Raw genomic sequence first — 16,243 nt, 5'->3', positions numbered from 1 at the left:
CGCACCGCGCCCCCATTCAAGCCATATAAAAAAAGAGAGGCTACAACCGTGATCGACGCCCTGAACCACTTGCCGCGCCCCCGGGCCGGCGCCGACCAGTTGGCCGAGCGCTTCAGCGACCTGGCCCCACCCCTCACCGCCCGCCAGGCCGCCGTCGAAAGCGCGCGCTGCCTGTACTGCTACGACGCCCCCTGCGTCAACGCGTGCCCCAGCGACATCGACATCCCGTCATTCATCCACCGCATCAGCGACGAAAACCTGCAAGGCGCCGCCGAGCGGATCCTCTCGGCCAACATCCTGGGAGGCAGCTGCGCCCGCGTCTGCCCCACCGAAATCCTCTGCCAGCAAGCCTGCGTGCGCAACAATGCGCAGGAATGTGCACCGGTACTGATCGGCCAGTTACAGCGCTACGCCCTGGACAACGCCCACTTCACCGAACACCCGTTCAAGCGCTCACCGGCTACCGGCAAGCGCATCGCCGTGGTCGGCGCCGGCCCTGCCGGGCTGTCCTGCGCGCACCGGCTGGCCATGCACGGGCATGACGTGGTGGTGTTCGAGGCCTGCGACAAGGCCGGTGGCCTCAACGAGTACGGCATTGCCCGTTACAAGCTGGTCGACGACTACGCCCAACGTGAAGTGGAGTTCCTGCTGGGCATTGGCGGCATCGAAGTTCGCCATGGCCAGCGCCTGGGCGGCAACCTCAGCCTGGGCGAACTGCGCGATCAGTACGACGCGGTGTTCCTCGGCCTCGGCCTGAACGCCGTGCGCCAGCTGGGCCTGCCCGAAGAGGAAGCACCCGGCGTGCTCGCCGCCACCGAGTACATCCGTGAACTGCGCCAGGCCGATGACCTGAGCCAGCTGCCCCTGGCCGACCGCTGCCTGGTGATCGGTGCTGGCAACACGGCCATCGACATGGCCGTGCAGATGAGCCGCCTGGGTGCCCGCGACGTCAACCTGGTGTACCGCCGTGGCCAGGCCGACATGGGCGCCACCGGCCACGAGCAGGACATTGCCAAGGCCAACCAGGTACGCCTGCACACCTGGGCCCGCCCCGACGCCGTGCTGCTGGATGACGCCGGCAAGGTGCGCGGCATGCGCTTTGCCCGCACCGAACTGGCGGGCGGCCGCCTGCGCGACACCGGCGACACCTTCGAGCTGGCTGCCGATGCCATCTTCAAGGCCATCAGCCAGCGCTTCGACGATGCCTGCCTTGGCGACCCGGTAGCCGCGCAACTGGCCCGCGAGGGTGAGCGCATCCGCGTTGATGAAACCCTGCAGACCAGCCTGCCGGGCGTGTACGCCGGTGGCGACTGCACCGCCCTGGGCCAGGACCTTACCGTCCAGGCCGTGCAGCACGGCAAGCTGGCCGCCGAAGCCATCCATGCCCAACTCATGCTCAACGTGGAGGCAGCGTAAATGGCCGACTTGTCTATCGTATTTGCCGGCATCAAGGCACCCAACCCGTTCTGGCTGGCGTCCGCACCGCCCACCGACAAGGCCTACAACGTGGTCCGCGCGTTCGAGGCCGGCTGGGGCGGCGTGGTCTGGAAAACCCTGGGCGAGGACCCGGCGGCGGTCAACGTGTCGTCGCGCTATTCGGCGCACTACGGCGCCAACCGCCTGGTGCAGGGCATCAACAACATCGAGCTGATTACCGACCGTTCGCTGGAAATCAACCTGCGCGAAATCACCCAGGTGAAGAAGGACTGGCCCGACCGCGCATTGATCGTGTCGCTCATGGTGCCGTGCGTGGAGGACTCGTGGAAGTTCATCCTGCCGCTGGTGGAAGCGACCGGTGCCGATGGCATCGAGCTGAACTTCGGCTGCCCGCACGGCATGCCGGAACGTGGCATGGGTGCGGCAGTCGGCCAGGTGCCGGAGTACGTGGAGCTGGTCACCCGATGGTGCAAGACGTACTGCTCGCTGCCGGTGATCGTCAAGCTCACGCCGAACATCACCGATATCCGCCAGTCGGCCCGCGCCGCCCACCGTGGCGGGGCCGATGCGGTGTCGTTGATCAACACCATCAACTCCATCACCAGCGTCGACCTGGACCGCATGGTGGCCCACCCCATCGTCGGTGACCAGAGCACCCATGGCGGTTATTGCGGTTCGGCAGTGAAGCCGATTGCCCTGAACATGGTGGCGGAAATTGCCCGCGACCCGGAAACGCGCGGCTTGCCGATTTGCGGCATTGGCGGCATCGGCAACTGGCGGGATGCAGCGGAATTCATGGCCTTGGGCAGTGGCGCCGTGCAGGTGTGCACCGCGGCGATGCTGCACGGGTTCCGCATTGTCGAGGACATGAAGGACGGCCTGGCGCGCTGGATGGACCAGCATGGGCACGCCAACATCGAGGCATTTCGTGGGCAGGCGGTGGGGCATACCACCGACTGGAAGTACCTGAACATCAACTATAAATCGGTGGCGCACATCGATCAGGAGGCATGCATTGGCTGTGGGCGCTGCCACATTGCCTGTGAGGACACCTCGCACCAGGCGATTGCCAGCACGCTGAAGGCTGACGGGACGCATGCCTACAGTGTGATCGAAGAGGAGTGCGTGGGCTGCAACCTGTGCCAGATCACCTGCCCGGTGGAAAACTGCATCGAGATGGAGGCGCAGGATACCGGCAAGCCGTACCTGAACTGGACACAGGACCCGCGCAACCCCTACCGCGAAGCCAGTTGAGGCAATTGGGGCCGCTGTGCGGCCCTTCGCGGGCTTGCCCGCTCCCACAGGGACCGCGCAGAACCTGTGGGAGCGGGCAAGCCCGCGAAGGGCTGCATAGCAGCCCCAATCTTCGGATCAAGGCTCCAGCCCGATCCCCCGCAAGATCACGCTGGTCACTGTCTGCACCGCACTCTCGAACGCCATGTCCGACAGCACCTCGCCACCGTTCAGCAACTGCACCTGGTAACCAAAGTCGGCATAGTGCTGGGTAGACGCCCAGATCATGTACAGCAACGCCGACGGCTCTACCGGCAGTATCCGCCCCTCCTCCACCCAACGGCGGATCTTGGCTTCCTTCAGCTTCGCCCAAGGCACCAGGCTTTCATCCAGGTTCACCCCCAGCACCGGCGCCCCGTGCAGCATCTCTTCGGCCCAGATCTTCGAGCCCAGCGGCCGCGAGCGCGAATGGCCCATCTTCGCCCTGATGTAGCTGGTCAGCACCACGCGCGGGTCGTCGAAGTTCTCGAAGCACAGTGCGTCCTGCTTCCATACATCCAGCAGGTCCTGCAGCACCGCGCGGAACAGTTCGTCCTTGGTGCTGAAGTAGTAATGCAGGTTGGAGCGCGGCAATTCGGCCTGCTCGGCGATGTCCCCCATGGAGGTGGCGCCGTAGCCTTTCTCGGCGAACACCTTTTCCGCCGCCTGCACAATTTTCTCGATATTGCGTCGGCGGATTTCGATCTTGTGGTTGGCCATCAGGCTTGGGCCGTCCACACCGCCAGTTCATAACCGTCCGGGTCGATGAAATGGAAGCGCCGCCCGCCGGGGAAGGCAAAGGTCGCCCGGCTGATTGTCGCCCCGGCCGCCTCGACCCGCTGCTGTGTGGCGTCGAGGTCGTCGGCGTACAGAATGACCAGCGGCCCACCCGGGCGCACCGGCTCGCCGGTGGTGAAGCCGCCGGTCAGCCGGCCATCACTGAACTCGGTATAGGCAGGCCCGTAGTCGGTGAACGCCCAGCCGAACACGCTGCCATAGAAGGCCTTGCTCCGTGCGATGTCGCTGACATTGAACTCGATGTTGTCGATCTGCCGATCAGTACCGCGAATGCCCATGTGTGCTCCGTGCCGAAGGGGTTTGCCCTAGTCTACTCCGGTCGTTTCACACTTTTATATCAGGCGGCCTGAAACAACCGCGTAATCACGGGCTGATGGCGATGGCGCGCCTGCCAGATATCGTAATCAGCCTGAATGGCCAGCCATAGGCGGGCGGTACTGATACCCGCCATCTCCAGGCGTACCGCCAGGTCCGGAGACATTGCCGCGCGGCCATGCAGTACCCGCGAAAGCGCTTCGCGGGAGAACCCAAGGTGCGACGCGAAGGCCTTTACCGTCAGGCCAAGCGCTGGCAGAACATCATCACGCAAGGTTTCGCCGGGATGTGGCGGATTGTGCAAAGGCATGAACAGCTCTCCTTTTCAATGGTAATCAAGGTAATCGAGCAGTTCGACATCCGAACCCACGAAGCGAAAGATCAGCCTCCAGTTACCGGACACACTGACTGACCAAAAGTCCGATAACTCCCCTTTGAGCGGATGCAATTGCCAACCTGGTACGCTCAAATCCTGCGCAGCCATGGCGCGCTCAAGAAACTGGAGCTGCCGTTTCAAACGTTTTGCGTGAGAGGCCTGTATCCCTCGCGTGTTGCCCGTTTCATGAAAGATTCGCAGTCCCTTGTGTCGAAAACTGATGATCATCGATAGCTCGCCGCTTCCATTTGGGAGACGAGCCAAGTGTGACCCCGTGCGTCACACGAAGCAAAGTATCATATGTGACTCCATGCGTCACATATTGGTTGCGATCAGATGCGTGTCTACCCGCACCTCGCCCGGTCACGCACCGGGCACTGCGCACGGTGCAGGTTCAATGCGGTGTTGATGATGCCGATATGGCTGAACGCCTGGGGGAAGTTGCCGAGCATGCGTTGGCCGGCCGGGTCGTACTGTTCGGCCAGCAGGCCGAGGTCGTTGCTCAGGCCGGTCAGGTGCTGGTACAGCGCTTCGGCCTCAGCCTGGCGCCCTAGCAATACATAAACGTCAGCCAGCCAGAACGAACACACCAGGAAGGTGCCCTCCCCCGGCGTCAGGCCGTCGCTGCAGCTGTCACTGTCGTAGCGCATCAGCAAGCCGTTTTTCAGCAGGCGCTGTTCGATCTGTTCCAGCGTGCGCAAAAAGCGTGGGTCATCCGCCGGCAGGAAGCCGGTCAAGGCGATCTGCAGCAGGCTGGCGTCCATTTCGGTCGAGCCATAGGCCTGGACGAAAAACCGGCCGCTGGCGTCCAGGCCGTGCTCGCACACTTCGCGGTGGATCTCGTCAGCCACCTGGCGGTAATGGTGCCCGCGCTCACGGCCTTCTTCTGTGGTGTCGGCCAGCCCCGCGGCGCGGTCGAAGGCGACCCAGGCCATGACCTTGGAATGCACGAACTGCTGGCGGCCGCCGCGCACCTCCCAGATGCCTTCGTCCGGCTCGCGCCAGATGCGTTCGACATAAGGCAGGATCAGGCGGGAGATGGCGGCGCTGCGCGGGTGGCGCGGCAAACCGCCCTTGATCGCCTGGGTCAGGGCATCGGCCAGCTCGCCGTAGATGTCCAGTTGCATCTGCTGCGACGCTGCATTGCCTACCCGCACGGGTTGCGAATGCTCGTAGCCGGCCAGCCACGGCAAGGTGAATTCCTGCAGGTCGCGCTCTCCGGCCAGGCCATACATGATCTGCATCTGCTCGGGGTTGCCGGCCACCGAGCGCAGCAGCCATTCACGCCAGGCCTGGGCCTCGTCGAAGTAGCCGAGGTTCATGAACGCCAGCAGGGTCATGGTGGCGTCGCGCAGCCAGCAGAAGCGGTAGTCCCAGTTGCGTTCACCACCCACACGCTCGGGCAGCGAGGTGGTGACGGCAGCGACGATACCGCCCGTGGGGGCGTAGGTCATGGCCTTGAGGGTGAGCAACGAGCGGCGCACCAGGGCGGTGTATGGCCCCACCTGCGGGCAGCGGGCGGCGAAGGCCTGCCATTGCTCGACGGTCTGGGCAAAGGCCTGGTCGATATCGCAGTCGGGCTGCACCGGCAGGTGCGAGGGTTGGTGGCGCAGGCTGAAGACTTGACGCTCGCCCGTGCCGACGCGAAAGCGCGCGACAGTATGGTGGTCTTGAGCATGCGGGGGCACGGTGCTGCACAGGATCAGCCGGTCAGGGCCGGCGACGGCGCTGAGGGTCAGTGGGGCGAGGCGCTCCACCCAGGGCACACTGCGGCCGTAGTCGAAGCGCATGACCAGGTCCATTTCAAAGTTGGTTTCGCCAGATAGGCCCTCGACGATCCGCACCACCGAATTGACCTCGCCCAGTGGCATGAAGTCGAGCACCCGGGCACGGCCGGTGGCAGTGACCCAGGTGGTTTCCAGCACGAGGGTGTCGCCCAGGTACTGGCGGCTGCTGTGCTCGACCGGGTCGCAGGGGGCCACGCGCCAGCGGCCGTTTTCTTCGTTGCCCAGCAGTGCGGCGAATACGGCGGGGGCATCGAAACGGGGCAGGCACAGCCAGTCGAGCGAGCCGTCGCGGCTGATCAGAGCAGCGCTGCGGCAGTTGCCCAGCAGGGCGTAGTCTTCGATATGGGCGGGCATTAAGTCTCCTTGATGTGATCGCCAGTACCGGCCTCTTCGCGGGTGAACCCGCTCCCACAGGTAGCGCATCGGGCCTGAGGGAAGTGGTATCCCTGTGGGAGCGGCTTTAGCCGCGAAAGGGCCGGTACAGGCTTTACAAAAATCTCACCCCAGCCGGTGCCATTCGCGCTTGTCCCGCACCAGCAATTCATTGCCCGCCTCCGGCCCGTCTTCACCGGCCGCGTACGCATGCACCTCGCCGTCCTGGGCCCAGGCATCAAGAAACGGCTGCACCGCTCGCCAGCCGTTCTCGATGTTGTCGGCCCGCTGGAACAGGGTCTGGTCACCGGTCAGGCAGTCGTAGATCAGCGTCTCGTAGCCGGTCGCCGGGGTCATCTTGAAGAAGTCCTTGTAGGCAAAGCCCAGCTCGACGTTCTCCATCACCAGCTCCGGCCCGGGCCGTTTGGCCTGCAGGTCGAACCACATGCCTTCGTTGGGCTGAATCTGGATTTTCAGGTAGTTGGGCTTGGGCCGCTCCAGTTCCGACTCGCGGAACTGCGCATACGGCGCGGGCTTGAAGCAGATGGCAATTTCGGTGTCACGCACGCTCATGCGCTTGCCGGTGCGCAGGTAGAACGGCACGCCGGCCCAACGCCAGTTGTCGATCATCACCTTCAGCGCCACGTAGGTTTCGGTCTGGCTGTCAGGCGCGACGTTGGGCTCCTGGCGGTAGCCAGGCAGTTGCTTGCGCCCCTGCTTGCCAGCACTGTACTGGCCGCGCACCGAGTTTTTCAGGGCCATTTTCGCCGACCATGGGCGGATGGCGCCCACCACCTTGGCCTTTTCGCCGCGTACCGCGTCGGCGCCGAACGCGGCCGGTGGCTCCATCGCCACCATCGCCAGCAACTGGAACAGGTGGTTGGGGACCATGTCGCGCAGTGCCCCGGTGCTGTCATAGAACGCACCACGGGTTTCGACGCCGACCGTTTCCGCAGCGGTGATCTGCACGTGGTCGATGTAGTGGTTGTTCCAGAACGATTCGAACAGGCCGTTGGAGAAACGGCTGACCAGAATGTTCTGCACCGTCTCTTTGCCCAGGTAATGGTCGATACGGTAGATCTGCCGCTCGCCCATGACCTTCAGCAGGCAGGTGTTGAGTGCCTCGGCGCTGGCCAGGTCGGTGCCGAACGGCTTTTCGACCACTACACGGCGAAAGCCGCCGGCAGACTCGTCGAGCAAGCCAGCCTGGCCCAGCCGCTGCGCCACTTCGGGGAAGAACCGCGGCGAGGTGGCCAGGTAGAAGATGGCGTTGCCGTGGCTGGTTTTATCGATGCGCCTGGCGAGGGCCTGGTATGTAGCCGGGTCGAGGAAATCGCCCGTCTGGTAATCCAGGCGCTTGGCCAGGCGTGCCCAGAGCTTTTCGTCCAGGCACGTGGCGCTGCCCTCGCCGCCTTTGTCACGCTCGAGCATGAACGCATGCAGGCGCCCGGCAAATTCCTCGGCGCTGGCCGGGTTGTGGTCGACGCCAACGATGCGCAGGTTGCGGTCCAGCAAACCGTCGCGGCTGAGGTTATAAAGCGCCGGCATCAGCAGGCGCTTGACCAGGTCGCCATTGGCGCCAAACAGGAACAGGGTACAAGGGGGAGCGGCTGGAATGGTCTGTTTAGTCATTCGCCTTTCTTCTCGACGTGGCCACCGAAGCCCAGGCGCATGGCCGAGAGGACCTTGTCACCATAAGTGCCTTGCTGCTGGCGCGAGCGGAAGCGCGCGAACAGTGCACTGGACAGCACCGGTACCGGCACCGCCTGCTCGACGGCGGCGTCGATGGTCCAGCGGCCTTCGCCACTGTCGGATACCGAGCCGCTGAACTGCGACAGTTGCGGGTCGGCCACCAGTGCATCGGCGGTGAGGTCGAGCAGCCATGAGGTCACCACGCTGCCACGCCGCCACACTTCGGCAATCTCGGCCACGTTCAGGTCGAAACGCTGGTCTTCCGGCAGCTCGTTGCCGCCTTTGCTGCGCAGCAGGTCGAAGCCTTCGGCATAGGCCTGCATCAGGCCGTACTCGATGCCGTTGTGCACCATTTTCACGTAGTGCCCGGCGCCGGGTGGGCCGGCGTGAATGTAGCCATGCTCGGCGCGCTGATGCTCGCCGCTGCGGCCATGGGTACGCGGGATGTCACCCACGCCCGGCGCCAGCGCCTTGAACAGCGGTTCCAGGCGCTCAAACACGTCCTTTTCACCGCCGATCATCATGCAGTAGCCACGGTCCAGGCCCCATACGCCGCCAGAGGTGCCGACGTCCAGGTAATGCAGGCCGCGTTTTGCCAGCTCTGCGGCGCGGCGCATGTCGTCCTTGTAGAAGGTGTTGCCGCCGTCGATGATCGCATCGCCCGGCTCCAGCAGGTCGGCCAGTTGCGCGATGGCCTGCTCGGTGGGCTCGCCAGCGGGCAGCATCACCCACACTGCGCGCGGCGCTTTCAGTTTTTGTACCAGCGCACCGAGGTCGTGCGCGCCTTGGGCGCCCTCGCCCTCCAGCCCGGTAATGGCCTCACGGTTGCGGTCGTGCACCACGGTACGGTGGCCGGCGCGCATCAGGCGCCTTGCGATATTGCCGCCCATGCGGCCCAGCCCGACGATTCCCAATTGCATGAGCCGATGCTCCCCTTTCGAAATGGATGACAACACAGTCCAGCTTTTCAGATTAGTCCAGCCTGCCGCCCGAGGGTTCAGCGACGAACGGCAAGACCACGATAAACAAAAAAGTTCCCAAGGCCTGCGAAAGAATTCAAAATGCGCCCCGCGTGAAGCGTCTACGCTTTGACTTGTCACCAGCCAAAACCGCGAGGTGTGCTCATGGGTACCTTGATGCCTGCAACCCCAACCCAGACACTCTATGTCTCCGTGCGCCGTGATGAGCTGCGTAAACTGAAAGACGAACGTGACCAGCTGCGCCAACAGGTCGCCCAGTTGAACCTGCTGCTGGCGCAGGCGCGTACCGACGGCAAGGCCGTCAGCCTCTGATTCTTCCCTTCCTTCAGTGGGAGCTTCAGGCTCCCACACAGTCAGTCCCTGGTATAAAAAGTTTGAATTGGGAACCATTCGCGTTTATGGTGCGCGCTTTTATCCCACAACCTTGCTCCAGGGGCGCTGCATGGCCACGCATGACACGGATGCGATCATTCCGCTCGAGGTGCTTTACCACACCGAGCGCAATTGGCTGCTCGCCTGGCTGAAGCGTACCCTGGGCTGCTCCCAGCAAGCGGCCGACCTGGCCCAAGACACCTTCGTAAGGCTGCTGGCCCGTAACCAGCCCATCAGCGCCCAAGCGCCCCGCGCCCTGCTGGCGCGTATCGCCCGAGGCCTGATGGTCGACCACTGGCGGCGCGACGCGCTGCAACGGGCCTACCTGCAAACCTTGGCGCTGCTGCCTGAAGCCAACTACCCCTCGCCAGAGGTCCGCCTTGAGGCGTTGCAGTGCCTGGAGCGCATCGCGCAGTTGCTCGATGGCCTCAAGCCCGCCGTACGCGAAGCCTTTCTGCTTTACCAGCTCGGCGGCCTGACCCATACCCAGGTTGCCGAGCAGCTCGGCGTTTCCAGCAGGACCGTAGAGCGTCATGTGGCCCATGCGCTGCTGCACTGCTATCGGGTGTGTTTCGAGTGAGCACTGTGACCGAGCGCCTACCCGACACCATCGTACGCACGGCCATCGAATGGCAGATGCGCCTGCGCGCCAACCCGGGCAACGCCGAGCTTTTCAGCCAATGCCAGGCATGGCGCCTGCGCGACACCCGGCATGAGCTGGCCTGGCAACGCATGCAGCAGGTCAGCGGGCATTTCCACAACAGCCAACTGCCCGACGCCACCCATACCACCGCCCTGCTGCGCCAGGCCGACGTCGACCTCAACCGCCGCCGCACCCTTAAGCTACTGGGCCTGGGGCTGGCCGCCGGCAGCGCCAGCGTATTGATCGGCACTGCGCCGCCAGCTTGGCGCAGCGATTTTGCCACCCACGTTGGCGAACGCAGGCCATTGCTGATCGATGGTGACCTGCAACTGCAATTGAACACCGACAGCGCCATGGACGTACAAGGCCGGGAAATAAGCCTGCGCAGCGGCGAGTTGCTGGTGGACGGCACCCGCTGGCATGTGCGGTGCGCACATGGCGTCTGTGAGGCGGCCCAGGCTCGGGCAGTGCTGCGTGAGCGGGACGGCTACAGCGAGCTGCACGTCGAAAGCGGTGAAGTCCGGGTCAGGGCCACTTCAGGCACGCAGCGTGTGGTAGCCGGCAACGGTCTGGCCCTTTATCCGCAGCGGCTGGCAAAGCTCGCCAGTGGTGCACTTGACCCGTTTGCCTGGGCGCGTGGCCTGCTGGTCGTCAACGACATGCGCCTGGACGCATTCCTTGCCGAAGCCGGGCGCTACCGTCGTGGCTGGGTACAGTGCGACCCGGGGGTCGCCGGCCTGCGGCTCTCCGGGGTATTCCGGCTGGACGAACCGGCCACGCTGCTAGGCAACATTCCTCACCTGCTGCCCGTGCGGATTGAACAACGTACCCGCTGGTGGGTGCGCGTGTCGGCGGCAGCGTAAAAATGTTGTCGGACTTTTCAGCTTCATCCGGTTTGGGGTGATCACTCCCCAAATGGACCGCTTCATGTTGCCTGCCAACCTGCCGTTGCCCTCCCGTACCTTGTCTCGCGCCGTGTGCCTGGCGCTCACCCTGCTCGCCGCCGGCGCACACGCTGCCTCAGCGACCGCGCCGAGCATTCCGGCAGGCCCGCTAGGGCAGGCCTTGAGCACCTTCGCCGAGCGCGCCGGGATTACCCTGTCGTTCTCTCCCGACGCTGTGCGTGGCCTCAACAGCCCAGGGCTGGCCGGCGGCGGCTCGCTTGAGGACGGCCTGGCCCAACTGCTCACCGGCAGCGGCCTGGAACTGCACAAGACCGATTCAGGTTATGTGGTGCTGCCTGGCCACAGCGACGCCGGCCTGCAACTGGACCCTACCAGCATTGACGCCAGCGCTGCACAAAGCGCCTTCGCCCCGGTGCAGGGCTACTTCGCCAGCAACGCCAGTAGTGCCACCAAGACCGACCGGCCCATACTGGAAACGGCGCAAAGCATCAGCGTGGTCACAGCCGACCAGATCGCCGACCGCAAGGTGGACCGCGTGGAAGATGCCGTTGCCTATACCTCCGGTGTCCGTGTGGGGGCCTCGGGCCTGGACCCTCGTTTCGACATGATCAGCATCCGCGGGTTTGAAACCACCATCGGTGCCGACTTCCTCGACGGCCTGCGGCAGCCCGGCAGCGGCTGGCTCTCACTGCCCCAGACCGAAGCCTACAACCTGGAGCGCATCGAAGTGCTCAAGGGCCCATCGTCAGTGATGTACGGGCAGATCAGCCCCGGCGGCATGGTCAACCGGGTCAGCAAGCGCCCCAGCCTGCTGGCCAAGAACGAAGTGCAAGTGCAGGCGGGCAACTATAACCATCAGCAAGGCCAGTTCGACTTGGGGGGCAAGCTGGATGAATCGGGGGACGTGCTGTACCGCGTGGTCGGCGTGTACCGCGATGCCGAAAACTACATCGAACAATTGAACAACGACGTGCGCCTGATCGCCCCCTCGCTAACCTGGCAGATCGACCCGGACACCAGCCTGACCCTGCTGGCGCAGTATCAGGAACGCGAAACCGCCGGCTCACCGATGCTTTACCAGCAAGGCGACCACCTGACCAACTTCTGGCAAGGCGACGAATACTTCGACAAGCTGGAGCAACGCCAGTGGACGTTCGGCTACGAGTTTGAGCACACCTTCAACGATACCTTTACCTTCCAGCAGAACCTGCGTTATGGCCAGGTCGACACCACCAACCAGTACATGCAACCGTATCAGGAGCGCGAAGGGCACATCCTCGATCGCTGGGCCATTGGCGTATACGAGGACATGTCCTACCTGTCGGCCGACACCCGCCTGGTCAGCCGCTTTGATACAGGCGCGCTGCATCACACCCTGCTGACCGGCGTCGACTACGGTTGGCTCGACACCTCGCTGCTGTATGCCATGGGCCCCGGGCCCTCGATCGATCGCTTTGCCCCCGACTACCACCAGCCCGTCGCCAAACCCGGCACACCGCTGGCTGACGAAGACGGCCTGGAGCAACGCACCGGCCTGTACCTGCAAGACCAGATCGACCTTGACCGCTGGCGCCTGTCGGCTGGCCTGCGCCGCGATTTGGTACACGTGCGTCGCAGCGACAACTTGAGCGGCCTCAACAGCAAGAACAACGACTCGGCCACCACCGGTTCGATCGGTGTGCTCTACCTGTTCGACAACGGCCTGGCGCCCTACGCCAGCTATGCCACCTCGTTCCAGCCGCAAACCAGCAGTGGCAACTACGAACCCACCGAAGGCGAGCAATACGAAGTGGGCCTCAAGTACCAGCCGCCCGGCACCGCGACCATGCTCACCGCGTCGTTGTACCACCTGACTCAGCAGAATGTGCTGACCCGCGACCCAATCGACCCGCTCAAAAGCATTGCCACTGGTGAGCAGGTGTCCAAAGGCCTGGAACTGGAAGCCGTGTCCGATCTCAGCGACCGCCTGAAGATGACCGCCAGCTACAGCTTCAACGACCCCGAAGTGACCAAGAGCAATGATGGCAACGAAGGCAAGCAACCGCTGAACGTACCCCGTCACCTGGCCTCGCTGTGGCTCGACTACCGCCTGCCGATGGGCCTGGGCGTGTCAGGCGGCGCGCGTTACACCGGCAGTAACTATGGCGATGCACAAAACACCGTGAAAAACGAAGGCTACACACTGGTAGACGCCGGCGTGCACTACGACTTCGGCGGCAGCCTGGACGGGGTGCGCCTGGCCTTGAACGCCCGCAACCTGTTCGACAAGCGCTATATCAATTGCCAGCAGGGCTACTGCTACCGGGGTGAAGCACGCAGCGTGGTCACCAGCCTGAGCTATCGCTGGTAAGGGGGCAATGAAGATGCGCACACTACTTGCCTGGCTGGGTACGCTGCTGCTCGCCAACCTGGCCCATGCCAACCCGGTAGCCCTGGATGGCACCGAACAATGGACGATGCACAGCGCCGAAGGGCGCGAATACCGCATCATGGTCAGCCTGCCGGAAGGTGATGTACCGTGGACCGGCGGCTACCCGGTCATCTACCTGCTCGACGGCAACGCCTACTTCCCTGCGCTCCACGCTGCCAAGCGGGCACAGGATCGCCTGCGTGGCTCAATCCTGGTTGCCATTGGCTACCCAAGCGACACGCCCCTGGACTTCGAGCGCCGTGCGTTCGACCTGTCGCCACCCCAGCCGGCCGAACGCAACACTCCGCCCCAAGGAGGTCAGGACCTTTTCCTCGATTTCATCGAAAAGCGACTGATGCCCCAGGTCAATGCACGCTTCAAGGTCGACCAGGACCAACGCAGCCTGGTCGGGCATTCGTTTGGTGGCATGTTCGGGGTATACGCCCTGTTCACCCGGCCGCAGCTGTTCCAGCATGTGGTCGCCATCAGCCCGAGCCTGTGGTGGCGTGACCGCTACCTCATGGAGCCTGAACGGGCCTTCACCCAGAAAGCCCATGCCGGCAAGCTGGACCTGACCCACAGCAGCCTCACCCTGCTGATTGGCGACCGCGAGATGCCACAGGAAATACAGGATGCAAGGGCCTTGCAGATGCGCCTGCAAGCGCTGTCGCAGTATGGATTGCGCAGTGATTTCCAGGTGGAGCCTGGCGAGGATCATATGTCGATACCGTTTCGCGTATCGGCCAGGGTGCTGGATGAGTTGATCAGTACCCGCAGGTTCTAAGGCACCTGCGTCGGGCTCTTCGCGCCCACGAACCTGCGAAGAGCCCTCCACCCGACGCACCATTACAGTGCACTGCATCGCCGTTAGCCATAAAAAAGCGCGCCCCGAAAAAGCCTCCGCACTGCCTTCGCCCACCCCATTTCATATCCGGTCACAAACGCCAACGTTTGCGTCTATTCCGCACATAACAATAGTGACCAGCGGGTCACCTTTTTATCACTTTCTCTCCTACACTCGGTTTTCGGCCCGCCATTTGCTCAATGGAAGAGTGACGTAAAAAAGTCGAACTTTCAGGAAAGCCGGCAGGTCAGGAACTAAGTAGGCCAAACGCAGGGGAAAGACCCAGGCTCGGCATACACACCCCAACCAGTCCAATCGCCTTCGGCCGGAATGCCGACAGCGCTGTGCCTGCGCGCACGACTCAGGGGCAAGGAACGCACTACGCAGTATTCAGAACCAGAGAGAACCAACACGAAACATCGCCACGGGTGCCAGCACCCGGCCAAGCATAGGGACGGAGAGAAGTATGATCAGTGCCGCTGTCGAGCCTCACGTAGATTCATTCAAACCGGACAACCGCGAGCCGCTTACCCCGGATTTCGCCACGACAGGCAAGGCACCCGGCGCCCAGCGCCAGCAAAACCCGAACATGCGCAAGATTCTGTTCGTCACCTCGGAAATCGCAGACCTGGTCAAGACCGGGGGCCTGGGTGACGTGTCCGCCGCCCTGCCCCGTGCCCTGGCGCACCTGCACGATGTACGGGTGCTGATCCCGGGGTATCCCCAGGTGATGGAGAGCGACAACCCGATCCACATCGTCGGTGAACTGGGCGGCCACGCAGCCCTGCCGCCGTGCAAGATCGGGCGCATGGACATGGCCGACGGCCTGGTCATCTATGTACTGATCTGCCCCGAACTGTACCAGCGCGACGGCACTCCCTATGGTGCCAACAACGGCCGCGACTGGCCCGACAACCACATCCGCTTCGCCCGCCTGGGCCTGGCTGCCGCCGAGATCGCGGCTGGCGAAGGCAAGATCCACTGGACGCCAGAAGTGGTGCACGCGCATGACTGGCCCGCCGGCCTGGCCCCGGCCTACATGCACTGGCGCGGGCTGAATACGCCGACCCTGTTCACCATCCACAACCTGGCCTATCAGGGTGTGTACAGCCGGGGCTGCAGCCCGGAGCTGGCGATCCCCGACCACGCCATGCAACAAGAAGGCATGGAGTTCTACGGCAAGCTGTCGTTCCTCAAGGCGGGCCTGGCGTATTCCAGCCACATCACCACGGTCAGCGCCACCTATGCCCGGGAAATCACCACCCCGGAATTCGGCTGCGGCCTGGACGGCTTCCTCGCCAGCAAGGCCCAGCAAGGCCTGCTCGGCGGCATCCCCAACGGCATCGATGAAAGCTGGGACTCGGCCACCGACAAGCACCTGCAGCACAACTTCAGCATCAACGACTGGGAAGGCAAGGCGCGCAACACCCATGAAGTGCGCGAGCTGTTCGGCCTGGAGGATTCTGACGGCCCGCTTTTCGCCGTGGTGTCGCGGCTGGTGTACCAGAAGGGCCTGGACCTGACCTTGGGCGTGGCTGACTACATCGTCGAGCAAGGCGGACAGATTGCGATCATCGGCCGTGGCGAACCGGAAGAGGAACAGGCCATGCGCGAGCTGGCGCTGCGCCACCCGGGCCGCATCGGCGTGCGCATCGGCTTCAACGAAACCGATGCCCGGCGCATGTTTGCCGGCAGCGACTTCCTGCTGATGCCGTCGCGCTACGAGCCCTGCGGCCTCAGCCAGATGTACGCGCAACGCTTCGGCTCGTTGCCGGTGGCGCGCAACACGGGCGGCCTGGCCGACACCATCGAGTGCGGCGTCACAGGTTTCCTGTTCAACGAATCGACTGTCGAAAGCTACCGCGAGGCACTCAGCCGTGCCTTTTATGTATACGGCAAGAAAGACCTGCTGAACGCCATGCGCTGCCTGTCGATGACCCAGCCATTCAACTGGTGCCAGGCGGTGGAACCCTACGCCCGCCTCTATGAGGACCTGGTCAAGCAGGCACAACTGAGCCACTACTGAGCGGGGGCTGGAAG

The 16,243-nt window shown here is 63.8% G+C and carries 15 protein-coding genes; 8 read left to right on the top strand and 7 right to left on the bottom strand.

Annotated features, from left to right (window positions below):
* Positions 1 to 48: 48 nt before the first annotated feature.
* The gene (locus ABOC32_RS12885; protein ID WP_426811288.1) at positions 49 to 1,416 is read left to right on the top strand and encodes an NAD(P)-dependent oxidoreductase; all 1,368 of its coding nucleotides are present in this window, start codon (positions 49 to 51) and stop codon (positions 1,414 to 1,416) included.
* Positions 1,417 to 2,691: an NAD-dependent dihydropyrimidine dehydrogenase subunit PreA gene (preA, locus tag ABOC32_RS12880; RefSeq protein WP_426811287.1), complete on the top strand. Its 1,275-nt coding sequence runs from the start codon at positions 1,417 to 1,419 to the stop codon at positions 2,689 to 2,691.
* 117 nt (positions 2,692 to 2,808) lie between these two features.
* On the opposite strand, the gene ABOC32_RS12875 is transcribed toward preA, so the two are convergent.
* The 7 genes from ABOC32_RS12875 to gnd form a co-directional block, all read right to left on the bottom strand.
* A complete protein-coding gene (locus tag ABOC32_RS12875) occupies positions 2,809 to 3,429 on the bottom strand; it encodes a TetR/AcrR family transcriptional regulator (protein WP_234226931.1) in 621 nt (206 codons plus the stop codon).
* Complete coding sequence (locus ABOC32_RS12870) at positions 3,429 to 3,785, bottom strand: VOC family protein (RefSeq protein ID WP_234226930.1); 357 nt, start codon at positions 3,783 to 3,785, stop codon at positions 3,429 to 3,431. The genes ABOC32_RS12875 and ABOC32_RS12870 overlap by 1 nt, the downstream gene beginning before the upstream one ends.
* Positions 3,786 to 3,844: 59 nt before the next feature.
* Complete coding sequence (locus ABOC32_RS12865; RefSeq protein WP_426811286.1) at positions 3,845 to 4,132, bottom strand: HigA family addiction module antitoxin; 288 nt, start codon at positions 4,130 to 4,132, stop codon at positions 3,845 to 3,847.
* Between the two features lie 15 nt (positions 4,133 to 4,147).
* Positions 4,148 to 4,426 carry a type II toxin-antitoxin system RelE/ParE family toxin gene (locus ABOC32_RS12860; protein ID WP_234226929.1) on the bottom strand — a complete coding sequence of 93 codons (279 nt, stop codon included), beginning with the start codon at positions 4,424 to 4,426 and terminating at the stop codon, positions 4,148 to 4,150.
* A 116-nt stretch (positions 4,427 to 4,542) separates the two neighbouring features.
* On the bottom strand, positions 4,543 to 6,339 hold the full coding sequence (locus ABOC32_RS12855) for a glycoside hydrolase family 15 protein (RefSeq protein ID WP_426811285.1): 1,797 nt from the start codon (positions 6,337 to 6,339) through the stop codon (positions 4,543 to 4,545).
* A gap of 144 nt (positions 6,340 to 6,483) precedes the next feature.
* Positions 6,484 to 7,989, bottom strand: coding sequence for a glucose-6-phosphate dehydrogenase (zwf, locus tag ABOC32_RS12850; protein WP_426811284.1), 1,506 nt, complete (start codon positions 7,987 to 7,989; stop codon positions 6,484 to 6,486).
* Positions 7,986 to 9,005 carry a phosphogluconate dehydrogenase (NAD(+)-dependent, decarboxylating) gene (gene gnd, locus ABOC32_RS12845; RefSeq protein ID WP_426811283.1) on the bottom strand — a complete coding sequence of 340 codons (1,020 nt, stop codon included), beginning with the start codon at positions 9,003 to 9,005 and terminating at the stop codon, positions 7,986 to 7,988. The genes zwf and gnd overlap by 4 nt, the downstream gene beginning before the upstream one ends.
* A 168-nt stretch (positions 9,006 to 9,173) precedes the next feature.
* Between gnd and ABOC32_RS12840 the strand changes: the two genes are divergently transcribed.
* The 6 genes from ABOC32_RS12840 (at position 9,174) to glgA (ending at position 16,229) form a co-directional block, all read left to right on the top strand.
* Positions 9,174 to 9,341 (top strand): DUF6026 family protein, encoded by a 168-nt coding sequence (locus ABOC32_RS12840; RefSeq protein WP_013973320.1) that lies wholly within the window; start codon positions 9,174 to 9,176, stop codon positions 9,339 to 9,341.
* A gap of 130 nt (positions 9,342 to 9,471) precedes the next feature.
* Positions 9,472 to 9,981 carry a sigma-70 family RNA polymerase sigma factor gene (locus tag ABOC32_RS12835; protein ID WP_426811282.1) on the top strand — a complete coding sequence of 170 codons (510 nt, stop codon included), beginning with the start codon at positions 9,472 to 9,474 and terminating at the stop codon, positions 9,979 to 9,981.
* The gene (locus ABOC32_RS12830; protein ID WP_426811281.1) at positions 9,978 to 10,907 is read left to right on the top strand and encodes a DUF4880 domain-containing protein; all 930 of its coding nucleotides are present in this window, start codon (positions 9,978 to 9,980) and stop codon (positions 10,905 to 10,907) included. The genes ABOC32_RS12835 and ABOC32_RS12830 overlap by 4 nt, the downstream gene beginning before the upstream one ends.
* Before the next feature lie 64 nt (positions 10,908 to 10,971).
* Positions 10,972 to 13,299 carry a TonB-dependent siderophore receptor gene (locus ABOC32_RS12825; RefSeq protein ID WP_426811280.1) on the top strand — a complete coding sequence of 776 codons (2,328 nt, stop codon included), beginning with the start codon at positions 10,972 to 10,974 and terminating at the stop codon, positions 13,297 to 13,299.
* A 13-nt stretch (positions 13,300 to 13,312) separates the two neighbouring features.
* A complete protein-coding gene (locus tag ABOC32_RS12820) occupies positions 13,313 to 14,143 on the top strand; it encodes an alpha/beta hydrolase (protein WP_426811279.1) in 831 nt (276 codons plus the stop codon).
* Between the two features lie 526 nt (positions 14,144 to 14,669).
* Positions 14,670 to 16,229 (top strand): glycogen synthase GlgA, encoded by a 1,560-nt coding sequence (gene glgA / locus ABOC32_RS12815; protein WP_426811278.1) that lies wholly within the window; start codon positions 14,670 to 14,672, stop codon positions 16,227 to 16,229.
* The last annotated feature ends 14 nt before the right edge of the window (positions 16,230 to 16,243 follow it).

The organism is Pseudomonas sp. WOUb67 (assembly GCF_050058005.1).
GTDB classification, from domain to species: domain Bacteria; phylum Pseudomonadota; class Gammaproteobacteria; order Pseudomonadales; family Pseudomonadaceae; genus Aquipseudomonas; species Aquipseudomonas putida_R.
The sequence above is the reverse complement of the archived record's forward strand: the minus strand, read 5'-3'. Positions and strand labels throughout refer to the sequence as shown.